The organism is Ramlibacter sp. 2FC (assembly GCF_005503345.1).
GTDB lineage: Bacteria > Pseudomonadota > Gammaproteobacteria > Burkholderiales > Burkholderiaceae_C > SCMQ01.
The window spans coordinates 1-14,867 of sequence record NZ_SCMM01000074.1 but is presented as its reverse complement, the minus strand read 5'-3'; the positions used below and the strand labels follow the sequence as shown (position 1 = coordinate 14,867).

Here is a 14,867-nt window from a genome sequence, read left to right as displayed (position 1 = left end):
GGCCCCAGGCGTTGCGACGCCGCCCTGCCCCTCCAATCCGACTTCTACGCCCGCACCAGCCCGAGCACCCGCTTGCTGCGCTGGGGCATGGCGGCGTCGCAACGCCTGTGGCCCACGCTGGCCGTGCGCGCGGCTGCGCGCCTGTTCGGCACGCCCTGGCCGCCGCGCTGGCTGGCACGCCGGCCACCCTGGGCCGCCGGCTGGCGCCGCAGCGCCTGGCCCTTCGAGGGCGCCAGCCTGGGCCTGTACGAGCCCGCTGACCCTGCGCCCGGGCCCTTCGTGCTGCTGGTGCATGGCTGGGGCGACCATGCCGCGGCCTGGCTGCCGCTGGCCGCGGCGCTGCAGGCGCGCGGGCTGCGCCCCATCCTGCTCGAGATGCCGGCGCATGGCCGCAGCGCTGGCGCCACCAGCAACCTGCCGCAGTTCGCGCGCGCCATCGACTATGTCTGCGCCCGCCTTCGCGAGCAGGGCCGGGCGCCGCAGGCCGTCGTCGCGCATTCGCTGGCGGCCAATGCCGGCGCCTACGCGGCCAGCCGCGGCCTGGACCTGGCGCGCCTGGTGCTGCTGGCGCCGCCGGCCTCGCCCCAGGCGTTCACGCGGCTTTTCGCACAGGTGTTCGGTCTGAGCGAGACCACGCGTGCCGCCATGCAGAGCCACATCGAGGCGCGCGAGGCCGTGCTGATGGCCCGGTTCGAGCCCGCCGCCGTGGGGCCGCGCATCGGCGCCGCCACCCTGGTGGTGCACGACCGGCAGGACCGGGTCAACCGCTTCGCCGACGGCCAGGCCTATGCCCAGGCCATCCCGGGTGCGCGCCTGCTCGCGACCGAGGGCCTGGGCCACCGGCGCCTGCTCAAGGACGGGGGCGTGCTGCAGGCGGTGGCGGACTTCCTGGCCTGAGCCGCGCCTGGCCTGCGCTCAGCCTATGGCCATCAGGCTGGCGTTGCCCCCGGCGGCCGCGGTATTGACGCTGAGCGCGCGCTCTATCACCAGGCGCTCCAGCGGCAGCGCGGTCTCGCCCGGGGCCAGGCCCTGCACGCCCACGATGGGCCCGGGGCGCTGGGCCACGCGGCGGCAGACCTCGCGCAGCGCCTCGGCCTCGCCGTGGTGCAGCACCGCGTCGAAGGCCACGGCGGCGGCGCCCCAGTCCTGCGCCAGCGCGATCGCGGCCTGCAGCTCGGCCGGCAGGCGCTCGCGCAAGGGCCCCGCCTCGGCCGGCCAGACCGCCCGGCTGCCCACGGCCAGCACGGCCGCCAGCTGGACCAGCCGGTCCTCCTCGCTGCCGGCCAGGCAGAGCACGGCCTCGCGCGGCACCAGGCGGTAGACGTTGCGCTCGCCGGTCGGGCCCGCCAGGGTGCAGGCGCTGCCGCTGCGCGACAGGGCCGCGTAGTGCGCGCACTGGACCGCGAGCGCCGCCCGGCCGTTGTGCCGCGCCCATTGCTGCAGCGCCCGCAGCGCGGCGTCCGCGCCCTCCGGGGCACGCTCCTGGGCCGCGGGCTCGGCCGAGGCCGCAATGGCGCGCCGCATCACATCCTCGGGCCGGCGCGACAGCAGGCGGTAGAGGTAGAGCGGGCCGCCGGCCTTGGGGCCGGTGCCCGACAGGCCCTCGCCGCCGAAGGGCTGGACGCCGACCACGGCGCCAACCATGTTGCGGTTGACGTAGCAGTTGCCGGCATGCGCGCCGGCCGCCACCTGGTGGATGGTCTCGTCGATGCGCGTGTGCACGCCCAGCGTGAGGCCGTAGCCGGTGCGGTTGATCTGCGCGATCAGCGCGGGCAGATCGCGGCGACGCCAGCGCACCACATGCAGCACCGGTCCAAAGACCTCGCGCTCGAGCTCGGAGATCGCGTCGAGCTCGATCAGCGTGGGCGGCACGAAGGTGCCGCGCTGCATGGCGCCGGCCGGGTCGGCCACCGGCTGGTGCACCGCATGGCCCTTGGCGCGCATGGCGGCGATGTGGCGCTCGATGCCGGCCTGGGCCTCGGCGTCGATCACCGGCCCTATGTCCACCGCCAGGGCCTCGGGGTTGCCGATACGGCACTGCGCCATCGCGCCCTTGAGCATGGCGATCACGCGATCCGCCACCTCCTCCTGCACGCAGAGCACGCGCAGCGCCGAGCAGCGCTGGCCGGCGCTGTCGAAGGCCGAGCTCAGCACGTCGGTGACCACCTGCTCGGCCAGGGCCGAGGAATCGACGATCATGGCGTTCTGCCCGCCGGTCTCGGCCACCAGCGGAATCGGCCGCCCCTCGGCGTCGAGCCGGCCCGCCACGCTCTTTTGCAGCAGGCGCGCGACCTCGGTGGAGCCGGTGAACATCACGCCCTGCACGCGCGGGTCGGCGACCAGGCGCGCGCCCACGGTCTCGCCGCGCCCCGGCAGCAGCTGCAGGGCCGCACGCGGCACGCCGGCCGCCCACAGCAGGCGCACGGCCTCGGCCGCCACCAGCGGGGTCTGCTCGGCCGGCTTGGCCAGCACGGGGTTGCCGGCCGCCAGCGCCGCGGCGATCTGGCCGGTGAAGATGGCGAGCGGGAAGTTCCAGGGGCTGATGCAGACCACGGGGCCCAGCGGGCGATGGGTCTCGGGCGCGAAATCGCGCCGCACCTGGGCCGCGTAGTAGCGCAGGAAGTCCTCGGCCTCGCGCACCTCGGACACCGCATTGGCGTAGGTCTTGCCGGCCTCGCGCACCAGCAGGCCGAGCAGGCGCGGCATCGCCTGCTGCAGCAATTCGGCGCCGCGCTCGAGCAGCGCGGCGCGCTGGTCCGGCGGCACGGCGGCCCAGTCTGCGGCGGCCTGCTGCGCCTGCGCCAGCGCGGCGTCCACATGTTCGGCGCCGGCTTCCTCGACCCAGCCCACCAGGTCGCGCTGCTCGGCCGGGTTGCGCACCGGCCGGGCCTCGGCCGCCGGCGGCAGGTCCTGCGCCAGCATGGGGCCGGCCTGCCAGGGCGCCTGGGCGCTGGCGCGCAGCTCGGCCTGCAGGGCGTCGAGCAATTGCTCGCTGGCCAGGTCCAAGCCGACCGAGTTGGCGCGCGCGCCGCCGTACAGCGCCTGCGGCAGCGGGATGGCTGGGTGCGGCCGGCCCAGCTGTCCTTCCCGCGCGGCCATCTGCTCCACCGTGCGCACCGGGTCTTCCACCAGGGTCTCGATCGGAATCGTCGGGTCGGCGATGCGGTTCACGAACGAGGTGTTGGCGCCGTTCTCGAGCAGGCGGCGCACCAGGTAGGCCAGCAGGGTCTCGTGCGTGCCGACCGGCGCGTAGATGCGGCAGGGCCGGCCCAGCTTGCCCTGGTCCACGGCGCCGACCACCTGCTCGTACAGCGGCTCGCCCATGCCGTGCAGGCATTGGAACTCGTACTGGCCCGGCGCGTAGTTCTCGGGCCCCGCGAGCTGGTAGATCGCGGCCAGGGTGTGGGCGTTGTGCGTGGCGAACTGCGGGTAGACCGCGTCGGGCGCGTCCAGCAGCTGGCGCGCGCAGGCCAGGTAGGCCACATCGGTGTAGGCCTTGCGCGTGTAGACCGGGTAGCCTTCCTGGCCCTCGACCTGGGCGCGCTTGATCTCGCTGTCCCAGTAGGCGCCCTTGACCAGGCGGATCATGAGACGGTGGCCGCTGCGGCGCGCCAGGTCGACCACATGCTCGATCACGGCCGGGCAGCGCTTCTGGTAGGCCTGGATCACGAAGCCTATGCCGCTCCAGCCCGCAAGCTCGCTCTCGTGGCAGAGCTTCTCCAGCAGGTCCAGCGAGAGCTCGAGCCGGTCCGCCTCCTCGGCGTCGATGTTGAGGCCGATGTCGTAGCGCCTGGCCAGCAGGGCCAGGCGGCGCAGCACCGGATAGAGCTCGTCCATCACGCGCGCGTACTGGGCGCGGCTGTAGCGCGGGTGCAGGGCCGAGAGCTTGATCGAGATGCCCGGCCCCTCGTAGACGCCGCGGCCGGCCGAGGCCCGGCCTATGGCGTGGATGGCCTGCTCGTAGGCCGCCAGGTAGCGCTCGGCGTCCTCGGCCGTCAGCGCCGCCTCGCCCAGCATGTCGTAGGAGTAGCGGAAGCCCTGGGCCTCCAGGGCCCGGGCGTGCTGCAGCGCCTCGTCTATGGTCTCGCCGGTGACGAACTGCTCGCCCATCAAGCGCATGGCCATGTCCACGCCCTTGCGGATCAGCGGCTCGCCGCCCTTGGCCGTCAGGCGCGCCAGCGTGGCCGACAGCCCGGCCTCGCTGTGCGTGGCCACCAGCTTGCCGGTCAGCAGCAGGCCCCAGGTCGCGGCGTTGACGAACAGCGAGGGGCTGCGGCCCACATGCGGGTACCAGTCACCGGCGCTGATCTTGTCGCGGATCAGCGCGTCGCGCGTGGCCGCGTCGGGGATGCGCAGCAGGGCCTCGGCCAGGCACATCAGGGCCACGCCCTCCTGCGAGGACAGGGCGTATTCCTGCAGCAGGCCCTGCACCAGGCCGGCACGCCCGCCGGCGCGCTTGCGCTCGCGCAGCTGCCGGGCAATGCGCTGCGCCAGGGCCTGGCTGGCCTGGGCCAGCGGCTCGGGCAGGCGCGCGCGCTCGAGCAGCGGCGGCAGGACCTCGGGCTCGGGCAGGCGGCAGGCCGCGCTGATCGCGGCGCGCAGCGGCTCGCGGCGCAGGGGGCCGTCGACGACTTTCTGGAAGGGCTGGAAGGCGGAGTTGGAAGCGGAAGAGGACATGGCGGGGCTTGCGACAGAACTAGAGAATGTCGCAATAATGATCGCCATCAAGACGAATTAATGTTCGAATTCGACCTGTTCAAATGAACAATTCACTAGAAACGCCCAGCGTAGACCGCATCGACCTGCGCATACTCAAGGTCCTGCAGCAGGACGGCCGCATCAGCAACCTCAAGCTCGCCGAGGCCGTGGCGCTGTCGCCCACGGCCGTGCTGGCGCGCGTGCAGCGGCTCACGCGCGAGGGCTACATCCTGGGCTACGAGGCGCGGCTGAACCCGCTCAAGCTCGGCGCCGGCATGCTGGTCTTCGTCGAGGTTCTGCTGGACCGCACCACGCCCAACGTGTTCGAGCAGTTCAAGGCCGCCGTGCAGGTGCACCCCGAGATCATGGAATGCCACATGGTGGCCGGCGGCTTCGACTACCTGCTCAAGACCCGCAGCGCCGACATGGGCGCCTACCGCCAATTCGCCGGCTCGGTGCTCTGGCAGCTGCCCGGGGTGCGCGAGACGCGCACCTACGCGGTGATGGAGGAAGTGAAGAACTCGACGCAGCTGCACCTGCCCTGAGCAGCGAATCACGGTCGCGCCGCCTCAACAGCCCTCAGCGCCCATCGCTTCTCTCGAGCAACCGCGTCTTCGCACCCCCCTGCCACACCTGGCTGAGCCAGCCATGCCCGCTGACCAGCACCACGCCGGCCAGCACCAGCAGAGCCCCCGAGATGAAACTGGGCTCGATGGGCTCGCGCAGCAGCCAGGCCCCGAGCAGCACGCCGAACAAGGGCGTCATGAAGGAGAACACCCCGAGCCGCGAGGCCAGGTAATGGCGCATCAGCCAGAACCAGACCAGGAAGCTCATGAACGAGACGATCACGGACTGAAAGGCCAGGCTGGCCCAGACCGCGGGGGTCGGGTGGAATGTCGTGTGCCCCATCAGCCACGCAGCGGGCAGCATCAGCACGAAGGCGCCGACCAGCTGGTACAGCAGGGTCTGGCTGGCCGGCAAGCCGCTCAGGCGCGTGGTGCGTATCACGACCGTGGTGGCGCCCCAGGCCACGCCGCCCAGCAAGCCCAGGAAGTCGCCCCGGAGGATGCGGGCCCAGTCCTCGCCCGTGCCCTGCTCGCGCAGCAGGAAGGCAATGGCAATGCCCGCAAAGGCCAACAGGATGCCCAGCCACTGCAGCGGCGCCAGGCGCTCGGCCGGCAGCTTCCATTGCAGGCCCAGGGCCGCGAAGATGGGCGCGGTGTAGAGGAACACCACCATGTGCGCCGCCGAGGTGTGGCGCAGGCCTTCGCCGACCAGCAGGAACTCCAGCGCGAACAGGGCGCCCGCGGCCAGCCCCGGCCGCCAGGGGCCATCGGCCAGCGCCAGGCGCTCGCCGCGGCGCCACATCAGCAGGCCCACCAGCGCCGCGCCGACGCCCGAGCGCAGCGCGATCTGCAGCACCGGGGAGATGTCTGCGGCGGTGGCCTTGAGCACGATCTGCTGCAGGGCCCAGATCAGGCACAGCATGAGCATCAGGCCAATGGCCTTGGCGTCCAGGGCTTGTCGGTTGTCCACGCGGGTCTCGGTCTGGCGGTCGGAGCCGGCATTGTGCTTTTGACGCACCCGCTACACATAACGAAAATACGACAAGCGATCCCGTCCAGCCGTCAAAATGCCCCGCACCCGAGCCCAGGCCACGCAACTGCGCCAGCCGCCGTTCACCGACGCCCTGCCCAGCCCGATCTATTTCCGGGCCGCGCGCATGCCGGCGGACGCGAGCTACCCGCGGCACCGCCACCGCTGGGGCGAGTTCGTCCATTCCTTCAGCGGCGTGATGGAAGTCCAGCTTCAGCAGGGCCACTACCTGATCCCGCCGCAGTACGGCCTGTGGCTGCCGCCGGATGTGGAGCACCGCGGTCTGAACCGCCAGGAGGCCGTGCACTGCTCGCTCTACGTGGCGCCGGAGCTGACCGGGCGCCTGCCCAGGCAGGTGTGCGCGCTCACGGTCGGCCCCCTGCTGCGGGCCCTGCTCGACGAGCTGCGGCAGCACCCGCCCAGCCTGCCGCGAACGCCGGCCCAGGAACGGCTGCTGCAGGTGCTGCTGGACCAGCTGGAGCGGGCCGAGCCGGCCGGCAGCTATCTGCCGGCGTCGGACGACGCCTTGCTGGCGCCGGTGCTGCAGGCCCTGGAAGCCCAGCCGGGCGACGAGCGCTCGGTGGCCGGCTGGGCCGCCTTCGTGCACACCACCGAGCGCACGCTGATGCGGCGCTGCCAGAGCGAGCTGGGCATGACGCTGAGCGAGTGGCGCCAGCGCCTGCGGGTCGTCAAGGCCATGCCCCTGCTGGCGGCGGGCCAGACCGTGGAGGCCATCGCCCAGGACCTGGGCTACGCCTCGACCTCGGCCTTCATCGCCATGTTCCGGCGCCTGATGGGCGTCACGCCGGACGAGTACCGGCGGGGAGCACGAGCAGGCCGCTGACGGGGCCCGCGCTGCAGGACCACGCCACCCCGCCCGAGGCTTGCCAAGCCTGCGCCGGGGGCGTACAAGCAAGCTGCGGTGGTGAGCACCGCCGCCGCGTTCGAGGCGGTGAACGGCCACAGGAGCACGCCATGGACCTGAGTTCGCCGGCCTTCGCGCCCCAGGGCGAGATCCCCGCCCGCTACACCTGCGAGGGCCAGGACCTGGCACCGCCGCTGCGCTGGCGCGACGTGCCTGCGCAGGCCGCGGGCCTGGTGCTGATCGTCGACGACCCCGATGCGCCCGACCCGGCGGCACCGCAGCGCACCTGGGTGCACTGGGTGCTCTACGACATCCCGCCCCAGGCCTCGGGACTGCCCGAGGGCGGCCGGCCGCTGCCGGCCGGCGCGCGCGAGGGGCTCAACGACTGGCACCGGCCGGGCTGGAGCGGGCCTTGTCCGCCGATCGGGCGCCACCGTTATTTCTTCAAGCTCTATGCGCTGGACCAGGCCCTGCCGGCGCTGGTGCGGCCGACCAAGGCCCTCGTGGAGCAGGCCATGCGCGGCCATGTGATCGCGCAGGCCGAGCTGGTCGGCACCTACCGGAAGCAGCGGCCGTGAGCGCCGCCGCGATCGCCGAGGCCGCGCTGGCCTACGCCGCGCGCGGCAAGCGCCCGCTGGTGGCCTGGCTTCAGAGCATCGCGCGCAGCCACGAGCGCGAGGCCTCGGGCGCGTCCTGAGCGGCCGCGGTGCCCGGCCCGGCCCAGGCCGCGTTCACCTCGGCCAGGACCTCGGCCACGCGCTGGCGGTAGCGCGGCGAGAAATGGAAAGGCACGACGGCTTGCGCGCCGAGCTCGCGCGCGATGCCGCCGGCCTGCGGCGCGCTCAGGTGGTTCTTGCGCTGCGCATGGTCGCGCTCGGCGTCGAGGAACACGGCCTCGATGTAGAGCAGGTCCACCCCGGTCAACAGCGCCGCGAGCTGGCGCCGGTTGGCCTCGGTGTGGCGCAGGTCGGTCACGTAGCCGATGCGCCGTCCCGGCGCGACGTCGAGCAGCAGATCGCGCAGCTCGGCCAAGCTGCGCGTCGTCGCATGCTCGCCCCCGCGGTCGCGCCAGCGCAGCGCGATCGGCGTCTCGGGCGGCGCGCCCGAGAGGATGGCGAGCTTGAGCTCGCGCAGCCAGGCGCCCGTGCCCACGCCGAGCGTGGCGAGCCGGTCCTTGGCCACGCGGATGCGCGCCTTCTCCTCGATCGCGAAAGCCAGGCAGGGCATCTCGTGGTCGACGAAGCGGCCGCGCACGCGCAGCAGCGGCTCGTCGAGCAGGATGTCGCCCTGCAGGTCGAAATCCGGGCCGTCCTCGCGTGCAAAGCCCGTGCGGCTCGAAAAGCGCGCGCAGCGGCCGCGCCCGTCGGTGGCGATCTCGCGCACCTCGAGCACGGTCTCGGCGTAGCGGTGCACCACGTTCCAGGTGTAGGCGCGCAGCTTGTGCTCGAGCTGCGCGACGAAGCCAGGCCCGCCGGTCAGTACCAGGCGGGGCTTGCGCCCCAGCACCACGCGCAGCAGCGCGTCGAAGCCCGCGAAATGGTCCATGTGGGTGTGGCTGACGAACACATGCGACAGGCGCATCAGCAGTCGCGGCGGCAGCGGCTTGATGTCGCCGAGATCGAACAGCAGGCCCCGCCGCTCGTCGCGCAGGTCCACATAGAGGCCGGGGTCGCCGAACGGGTCGTTGACCAGGCGGGAATCGAAGAGCTGGTGCATGGCTTGCCTTGGCCGTCTGCCTCGCAGGCATTGCGTCGACCTGCCAGCTTACTCCGACGGCGCGACCGCTGCCACCCGCCGCGCCGTGGCTACATTCGCTTTCAGCTTTTTGGGCCCATAACGGCTATAACTGCGCCCGATTTGCCCCGAACACCCCATGAACAAACTCCCCCTGCTGCTCCTGCCCGCCGCCCTGCTCGCCCTGCCACTGACCGCCCTGTCCGACCACCGCGGCTACAAGGAGGAGTACTGGGACGGCAACTGCAAGGTCGAGCGCAAGTTCAAGAAGAACGGCGACTACAAGGAGGAGCGCAAGTGCAAGGGCGGCGCGCCCGCCTATGTCGTGCCAGCGCCGGTCCAGGTGCCCGTGCCGGTCGGACCCATCATCGGACCGGTCATCGAGCCCGGCATCACCATCCAGGGCCAGGTGCGGCTCTGAGCGCATCGGGAAGCCGGGCCCGTCCCGTCGGCTACCGCGGATAGCTCGGCGGAGGGGGCGGCGGTGGCGAGGCCGGCCCGGGCGGGCCGACCATGCGGCCATAGATAGGCACGCGGTGGCCGGCCGCGTACATGCACTGCACATAGGCCGTGTCGTAGGCGCGCTGGCTGCCGTAGGCCATGCGCTGGGTGGTGCCCGCGCCGGCCGCCGAGCCCAGGAGCAGGCCCGCACCGGCGCCGGCCGCCGCGCCCCGGCTGTCGCCGCCGAGCGCCGCGCCGGCCAGGGCGCCCACCGCCGTGCCCACCACCGCGCTGCCGACCGCCGTGTTGGTCGCGGCCTGGTTGGTGCCGGCCCCGCCCACCTGCGCGTAGGCGTAGTTGCGGCAGTTGGCGTCGTCGAAGCGGAACTGATCGAAGCTCTTGCCCGTGCCCGGCAGCACCATCACGCTCGGGGCGCTGGGCACGACCGCGCAGGCGCCCAGCAGCAGCGTCGCCAGCAGCACACCCGCCTGGGGGATGTTTCTCATCGCGTCACCTCGTCGCCGGCGGCTGGGCCGGCACCGTTCGCCAGCCGCCCGGACAGGCGGCCACATGGGGATAGTAGCCCTCGGGCTCGGCGCAGTGGTACCAGTATGCGGGCGCCTCGCCCGCCTCCCCCTGCGCCTCGTCGCCGCGCTCGATGTACTGCGGCGAGGCGGGCAGGACGATGGGCGCAGGCCCGTAGACGTAAGCCGGGTAAAGGCTGGAGTAGTAGCCCGGGTGATAGCCGGGGTAGGGATAGGGGTAGGAGGGGTAGAAGAAGCCCGGCCCCAGCTGGATGCCTATGCCGATGCGGGCGCGCCCATGGACATGCCTGTGTCCACCGCCCGCCGGCTGGGCATGCCGCAGCCCCGGCCCGTGGATCTGCCTGAAGCCTCGCCCGCCTTGCTCCGCCTGCGCCGGCGCGGCTGCGGCCAGCACAACGACGGCCAGCCAAGCCAGCCCGAGTGGATGGAATCGTCGCCTGCCCATGATGATTACGAATCGCCGCCGGGCCGAAAGTTCTGGCCGGGCGCCAGGCGGAGGTCAGTGCCGGCCGCCGGCGAGCGGCATGGGGCGGCCCAGCAGATAGCCCTGGGCGTTGTCGACCTTGAGGCGGCGCAGCATCTCGAGCTCGGCCTCGGTCTCCACGCCCTCGGCCACGATCTGGCTGCCGGTCTCCTGCGCGAAGCGGATCAGCGCTGCGGCCAGCGCGCGACTGTCCTGGTCCCTGTCGATGTCGCGAATCAGGCTGCTGTCGAGCTTGATCACGTCGGGCTTGAGCTTGAGGATGTGGCGGAAACTCGAGTAGCCCGCGCCGGCGTCGTCCACCGCCAAACGCAGGCCGGCACGCCGCCAGGGCGCCAGTGTGGCGGCCATGCGGCCATAGTCGGCCACCGAAGCGTGCTCGGTCACCTCCAGCACCAGGCGCTGAAGCGGCCAGCCCTCGAGCACCCGGGCCATCTCGCCATCGAGGATGGTTTCCGGCGAGATGTTGAGCGCAAGATAGGCGTCCGGCGGGAAATGCTCGAGACCCTTGAGCGCGGCTTCGATCACGGCCAGCTCGAGCCGCTCGAGCTGGCCCACCTCGGCCGCTTCGGCGAACCAGCGGTCCGGCGTGCGCACAGGCTCCGCGGAAAACCGCGTCAGCGCCTCATGGCCGACCACCCGGTGCCGCACGATGTCGAAGATCGGCTGGTAGACGATGCCGAACAGCCGCTCGCTCAGCACCGTCCTGAGCCGACTCTCCACGATTTCGTGCGTCCTCCTGGCCTTGACCTGCTCTTCGAGCAAACGTCCCGCGAAGTCCGCCAGGATGCGCAGGGTGCGCAGGTCACGCTCGGCAAGCAAGTGATTCGGCTGGTAGCTGAAACAGCAGAAGGTGCCATAGACGCTGCCATCGCTGAAGCGGATCGGCACACTGAGGTGGGCGCCCACGGGCAGCGCGGTGGTCACAGGAAGCGTCAGCGCCTCGGGGTTCTGCGTCGCATCGCAGATCAGGCCGGGCAGGCGCCCATCCACCACGCGCTGGCAATAGCTTTCCTCCAGCGGGTCGGAGCCGCCGACCTTGACGGGACAGGCGCCGTCCTGCGGATCCACCTGGCGAAACACGCGCCGCCCCCGTTCGAACTCCGAAACGAAGGCGACATCCATTTGAAGCTGGGTGCGCACGGCGCGCAGGGCGTCGCCGAGGATCTCGTCGGTCGACACAGCGGCGGCCTGCCCGTCGGCACGCGCCAGGCCTGGCGGCTGTCTCGCGGCAAGAGGAGAGGACTGCATGAGCAATGGGCACCCCCTGATCGACGTTTTGCCGATTCTTGCAAAAAAACGCCTTCTTGACCAATGTCAAGTCGCGGCCGGCCCTTCACTGCCCCAGCAGCCGCCCGTCCACCAGCTCCAGCACGCGGTCGCAGCGCGCGGCCAGGCGCGGGTCGTGCGTGACGATCAGGCAGGCGCTGCCATGGTCGCGGTTGAAGGCGCGCAGCAGGGCGAAGATCTCGTCGGCCGTCACGGTGTCCAGGTTGCCGGTGGGCTCGTCGGCCAGGATCAGGCGCGGGCGCAGCGCCAGCGCACGCGCGATCGCCACGCGCTGCTGCATGCCGCCCGAGAGCTCGCCCGGGCGCTTGTACTCCGAGCCCTTGAGGCCCACGCGCGCCAGCAGATCGCGCGCAGTGGCCTCGGCCTCGGGCTTGGCCACACCCTGGGCGATGATGGCCGGCAGCAGCACGTTCTCCAGCGCGGTGAAGGCCGGCAGCAGGTGGTGGAACTGGAACACGAAGCCTATGGTCGCGCCGCGCAGCGCCGTGAGGCCGGCATCGTCGAGGTCTTGCGCGGACCGGCCCGCGATCTCCAGGGTGCCGGACGTGGGCCGCTCGAGCAGGCCGATGATGTTGAGCAGCGTACTCTTGCCCGAGCCCGAAGGCCCCTTGAGCGCGACGAACTCGGACTCCTGCAGGCTCAGCGAGATGCCGTGCAGCACCTCGGCCTCGACCGGCGTGCCGAGGTTGTAGCTCTTGCGGATACCGTCGAGGCGGAGGATGGGGGTGGGTGGGGCGGTCATGCGGGCGGGTTGCGGCGATGGCAGGAAATACTTGTTCGGCTCGCCCCTTCATTCATCTTGTCGCTGGACGGCCAGCCGGTCGTCTCGAGCGGACCAGGCGGCAGTTGGCGCTTTACAGACTTGGCCCATGGCCCCTGCTCTCATGCCAGAAGGCAAGGAGGACCACCGTGCTGCCGCGTATCTCGTAGTAGACAAAATATCGGACACGGTCCAGGTACAGGCGCCGCAGCTGCGGGTATCGTTCAGTCGCCGATCTGCTGCCGATGCCCGGTTGGAAGGCGAGCAGACTCTTGGCCTCCTCGAAATCGTCCGCAATCGCGCCAGGCACAGCAGGGCGATTCTCTTGCCACCACTTTGCGGCACGCTCAATCTGGCCGGCAGCGCGCTTGGTAAGGACGACCTCGTACACGAGGTTCAGTTGATTCGGCGCAGACGAGCGAGGACTTCGTCGGCGGAGACCGTCTCGCCGCGGTCGGCTTCGGCCAGGGACGCCAGGAGTTCCGGCTCGAGCTCGGCAGGAACCTCGAACCGTTCGCTCGCCTCACGGGCAAGGACGGTGACCACCGTACCCTCGGGCAGCGGTTCCCCACGCACGACGACCTTGCCGTCAACGACAGTGCCAGTTGCGACTTTCATGCCCAACATCGTACACCTGCGCCACGGTGAGGGGCGCTTGTGCCGCCAACGCCCGCCATCTCCAGCTGGCCGGCCGTGCGACGCTCGAGCAGGCTCTTGCGGATGCCTGTGGGGGGTGGACGGGTGGTCACGCGGCCTTGATACCGCTTGACTATGTGGGAAGTCCCTGTAATGGGGTTAAGCGTCATTCGCGCTCGAGTGCGACATGCTTTACTGTAACGGACAGCGCGTACTCGTATAAGGAGACCGACGGCACTTCCGCACAAGCGAGACGAAGGTCGTCACTAATCTGCTTGGCGATGATGATGCCGCGGACGCGTTGGCCGGGCCCGGCATGGTTCTTTTTGATCCAGCTGATGTAGCGAAGCAATTGACCAACAACGCGGTCGTACCCCTTAGAAACCTTCAGCTCGATTACCACGTAGCCGCCCGCGCTATCGACTGCCAAGATGTCGATGAAATGACCCCCGACGGGGTGGCGCAGATCGATCATCTCGGCCAAGCGTGGGCGGAACAGATCGGCGCGCTCGCAACCATCGGGCATAACAAAAACTCCCAGGAATCAGCGGTGGATGCAGCGATTATCGGGGGATTGGAAGCTGGGAGAACCCGCTGCAGAACCAGTGTTCATGCGGGTTGGCGGGAAATTGCAGGGCCGACTGCTGAAGTTACTTTCCTAAAAAGCGTCGCTCCGTCGTCGTCTGACCGCGCGTTCGGGGCGATACCAAGCAACAACAACGATGCAACAATGAAGTGTTTCAGGGTCATCGGTATAACTTCCCTACGGCATCCGTTCATCTCCTTGATCTGAATCGCCCAAGTTCATCACGATTTTGAACTCGGGTCTATTTTCGCGCAATTGTTTCTCGAGTGCTTTTACTTTGTTGCTGAGGCCGATAACTTTTACATCCTTCTTCACGATTTCATCGTTTAACCTTTCATTGGCCTTCTCAAGTTCGCGAACGTACGCCTGAATCATGGGATCTGACTCACAAAGCTTCGCCTCCAGTGTGGTTTTTTGTTCCATTGAATTTCCTCTAATCTTCTGAGCATACTTAACGAATGTATGACGACACGCCACCGACATATAACTCGCCAAGGTCAACGCCATGAATCTGCAAATACGAAAAACTGGCAAGCAAAGTTTGCCCGCGAAAATAGCAACAAGCCCGGCATCTTGCATCTAACGATACGCGATGTCCCTGGTCTCTTTTCTTCTTGCATTTGACACCTGTACGCGTTGATCACTGCCCAGCCAAAGCTTGATCGCGAACCACTTTTCGCATCGCAATGATTGCGGTTCTGGGGCCGCATTGGAAAACCTCCCTACTCGAACCCTCCTTGGCTCCGTATCCGACATCGACCCTAAACTTGGCAAGCACTCGCTGCACTTGAACTTCAATGCGCCCCGCATTCTTGCAAAAAATCGATTCGCAGATCGTCCAATCCGTCGCAGCCCCCATCTTATGAAGATTAATTTGACGAATACGATCGTCAAGATTCAAGGTGTATCCAACCTTCACCAGACCTGCGCTAACCGAAAAAGCCACATAAACGTACGCATCGGTATGGTGCCGCCTGGCATGGATCAGGCAGTCAGGGTTACAAATCACGCAGTGACCGTACGAGTTCCTTAGGGAGGCGCTGATTAATTCGGCTCGACATCCTTTGGCCTCAATGAAATCAATGAGTTATGAAGGATAAGGTGCTTAAAAAGTGAATTAATCAGCGCTTCCTTAGGGAGGCGCTGATTAATTCGGCTCGACATCCTTTGGCCTCAATGAAATCAATGAGTTATGAAGGATAAGGTGCTTAAAAAGTGAATTAATCAGCGCTTCC

The 14,867-nt window shown here is 69.3% G+C and carries 18 protein-coding genes; 6 read left to right on the top strand and 12 right to left on the bottom strand.

Features of this window, described 5'->3' with window-relative positions; genetic code table 11:
- Positions 1–24 precede the first annotated feature (24 nt).
- On the top strand, positions 25–897 hold the full coding sequence (locus FFS10_RS21000; RefSeq protein WP_137896552.1) for an alpha/beta hydrolase: 873 nt from the start codon (positions 25–27) through the stop codon (positions 895–897).
- 18 nt (positions 898–915) lie between these two features.
- Here the strand turns inward: FFS10_RS21000 and putA are convergent, their stop codons facing one another.
- Positions 916–4,677 (bottom strand): trifunctional transcriptional regulator/proline dehydrogenase/L-glutamate gamma-semialdehyde dehydrogenase, encoded by a 3,762-nt coding sequence (gene putA, locus FFS10_RS20995; RefSeq protein WP_212744166.1) that lies wholly within the window; start codon positions 4,675–4,677, stop codon positions 916–918.
- 83 nt (positions 4,678–4,760) lie between these two features.
- Between putA and FFS10_RS20990 the strand changes: the two genes are divergently transcribed.
- Positions 4,761–5,243, top strand: a complete 483-nt coding sequence (locus FFS10_RS20990) for an Lrp/AsnC ligand binding domain-containing protein (protein ID WP_137896549.1) — start codon at positions 4,761–4,763, stop codon at positions 5,241–5,243.
- A gap of 34 nt (positions 5,244–5,277) precedes the next feature.
- Here the strand turns inward: FFS10_RS20990 and FFS10_RS20985 are convergent, their stop codons facing one another.
- Positions 5,278–6,234 (bottom strand): DMT family transporter, encoded by a 957-nt coding sequence (locus FFS10_RS20985; RefSeq protein WP_137896548.1) that lies wholly within the window; start codon positions 6,232–6,234, stop codon positions 5,278–5,280.
- 97 nt (positions 6,235–6,331) lie between these two features.
- On the opposite strand from FFS10_RS20985, the gene FFS10_RS20980 reads away from it, so the two are divergent.
- The 3 genes from FFS10_RS20980 to FFS10_RS23715 all read left to right on the top strand — a co-directional run bounded on the left by FFS10_RS20980 (position 6,332) and on the right by FFS10_RS23715 (position 7,856).
- Positions 6,332–7,138 (top strand): AraC family transcriptional regulator, encoded by an 807-nt coding sequence (locus FFS10_RS20980; protein ID WP_137896547.1) that lies wholly within the window; start codon positions 6,332–6,334, stop codon positions 7,136–7,138.
- Between the two features lie 131 nt (positions 7,139–7,269).
- A complete protein-coding gene (locus FFS10_RS20975) occupies positions 7,270–7,737 on the top strand; it encodes a YbhB/YbcL family Raf kinase inhibitor-like protein (protein WP_137896546.1) in 468 nt (155 codons plus the stop codon).
- Positions 7,734–7,856, top strand: a complete 123-nt coding sequence (locus FFS10_RS23715) for a hypothetical protein (protein ID WP_283957672.1) — start codon at positions 7,734–7,736, stop codon at positions 7,854–7,856. Before FFS10_RS20975 ends, FFS10_RS23715 begins: the two co-directional genes overlap by 4 nt.
- On the opposite strand, the gene FFS10_RS20970 is transcribed toward FFS10_RS23715, so the two are convergent.
- Complete coding sequence (locus tag FFS10_RS20970) at positions 7,808–8,875, bottom strand: ribonuclease Z (RefSeq protein WP_137896545.1); 1,068 nt, start codon at positions 8,873–8,875, stop codon at positions 7,808–7,810. The two genes, FFS10_RS23715 and FFS10_RS20970, sit on opposite strands and share 49 nt — an antisense overlap.
- Positions 8,876–9,032: 157 nt before the next feature.
- Here FFS10_RS20970 and FFS10_RS20965 point away from each other — a divergent pair, with 157 nt between their 5' ends.
- Positions 9,033–9,314 (top strand): hypothetical protein, encoded by a 282-nt coding sequence (locus tag FFS10_RS20965; protein WP_137896544.1) that lies wholly within the window; start codon positions 9,033–9,035, stop codon positions 9,312–9,314.
- Positions 9,315–9,345: 31 nt separating this feature from the next.
- Here the strand turns inward: FFS10_RS20965 and FFS10_RS20960 are convergent, their stop codons facing one another.
- From FFS10_RS20960 to FFS10_RS23065, 9 genes are all read right to left on the bottom strand, one after another.
- Positions 9,346–9,840, bottom strand: a complete 495-nt coding sequence (locus FFS10_RS20960; RefSeq protein ID WP_137896543.1) for a hypothetical protein — start codon at positions 9,838–9,840, stop codon at positions 9,346–9,348.
- 4 nt (positions 9,841–9,844) lie between these two features.
- Positions 9,845–10,324 (bottom strand): hypothetical protein, encoded by a 480-nt coding sequence (locus tag FFS10_RS20955; RefSeq protein ID WP_137896542.1) that lies wholly within the window; start codon positions 10,322–10,324, stop codon positions 9,845–9,847.
- 54 nt (positions 10,325–10,378) lie between these two features.
- Positions 10,379–11,611, bottom strand: a complete 1,233-nt coding sequence (locus FFS10_RS20950; RefSeq protein WP_137896541.1) for a sensor domain-containing phosphodiesterase — start codon at positions 11,609–11,611, stop codon at positions 10,379–10,381.
- 85 nt (positions 11,612–11,696) lie between these two features.
- Positions 11,697–12,392: an ABC transporter ATP-binding protein gene (locus tag FFS10_RS20945; RefSeq protein ID WP_137896540.1), complete on the bottom strand. Its 696-nt coding sequence runs from the start codon at positions 12,390–12,392 to the stop codon at positions 11,697–11,699.
- A 112-nt stretch (positions 12,393–12,504) separates the two neighbouring features.
- Positions 12,505–12,801, bottom strand: coding sequence for a type II toxin-antitoxin system RelE/ParE family toxin (locus tag FFS10_RS23880; protein WP_137896539.1), 297 nt, complete (start codon positions 12,799–12,801; stop codon positions 12,505–12,507).
- A 5-nt stretch (positions 12,802–12,806) separates the two neighbouring features.
- Positions 12,807–13,028: a hypothetical protein gene (locus FFS10_RS20935; RefSeq protein ID WP_137896538.1), complete on the bottom strand. Its 222-nt coding sequence runs from the start codon at positions 13,026–13,028 to the stop codon at positions 12,807–12,809.
- Between the two features lie 184 nt (positions 13,029–13,212).
- Positions 13,213–13,572: an endonuclease NucS domain-containing protein gene (locus tag FFS10_RS20930; RefSeq protein WP_137896537.1), complete on the bottom strand. Its 360-nt coding sequence runs from the start codon at positions 13,570–13,572 to the stop codon at positions 13,213–13,215.
- Positions 13,573–13,809: 237 nt separating this feature from the next.
- Positions 13,810–14,055 (bottom strand): hypothetical protein, encoded by a 246-nt coding sequence (locus FFS10_RS20925; protein ID WP_137896536.1) that lies wholly within the window; start codon positions 14,053–14,055, stop codon positions 13,810–13,812.
- A 217-nt stretch (positions 14,056–14,272) separates the two neighbouring features.
- A complete protein-coding gene (locus FFS10_RS23065) occupies positions 14,273–14,578 on the bottom strand; it encodes a GIY-YIG nuclease family protein (RefSeq protein WP_283957671.1) in 306 nt (101 codons plus the stop codon).
- Between the last annotated feature and the right edge of the window lie 289 nt (positions 14,579–14,867).

Bases quoted from the DNA above. Each gene is read 5' to 3' on its own strand.
- putA (WP_212744166.1), bottom strand. From the start codon at position 4,677: ATGTCCTCTTCCGCTTCCAACTCCGCCTTCCAGCCCTTCCAGAAAGTC.
- FFS10_RS20990 (WP_137896549.1), top strand. From the start codon at position 4,761: ATGAACAATTCACTAGAAACGCCCAGCGTAGACCGCATCGACCTGCGC.
- FFS10_RS20980 (WP_137896547.1), top strand. From the start codon at position 6,332: ATGCCCCGCACCCGAGCCCAGGCCACGCAACTGCGCCAGCCGCCGTTC.
- FFS10_RS20975 (WP_137896546.1), top strand. From the start codon at position 7,270: ATGGACCTGAGTTCGCCGGCCTTCGCGCCCCAGGGCGAGATCCCCGCC.
- FFS10_RS20970 (WP_137896545.1), bottom strand. From the start codon at position 8,875: ATGCACCAGCTCTTCGATTCCCGCCTGGTCAACGACCCGTTCGGCGAC.
- FFS10_RS20965 (WP_137896544.1), top strand. From the start codon at position 9,033: ATGAACAAACTCCCCCTGCTGCTCCTGCCCGCCGCCCTGCTCGCCCTG.
- FFS10_RS20960 (WP_137896543.1), bottom strand. From the start codon at position 9,840: ATGAGAAACATCCCCCAGGCGGGTGTGCTGCTGGCGACGCTGCTGCTG.
- FFS10_RS20955 (WP_137896542.1), bottom strand. From the start codon at position 10,324: ATGGGCAGGCGACGATTCCATCCACTCGGGCTGGCTTGGCTGGCCGTC.
- FFS10_RS20950 (WP_137896541.1), bottom strand. From the start codon at position 11,611: ATGCAGTCCTCTCCTCTTGCCGCGAGACAGCCGCCAGGCCTGGCGCGT.
- FFS10_RS20945 (WP_137896540.1), bottom strand. From the start codon at position 12,392: ATGACCGCCCCACCCACCCCCATCCTCCGCCTCGACGGTATCCGCAAG.
- FFS10_RS20935 (WP_137896538.1), bottom strand. From the start codon at position 13,028: ATGAAAGTCGCAACTGGCACTGTCGTTGACGGCAAGGTCGTCGTGCGT.
- FFS10_RS20930 (WP_137896537.1), bottom strand. From the start codon at position 13,572: ATGCCCGATGGTTGCGAGCGCGCCGATCTGTTCCGCCCACGCTTGGCC.
- FFS10_RS20925 (WP_137896536.1), bottom strand. From the start codon at position 14,055: ATGGAACAAAAAACCACACTGGAGGCGAAGCTTTGTGAGTCAGATCCC.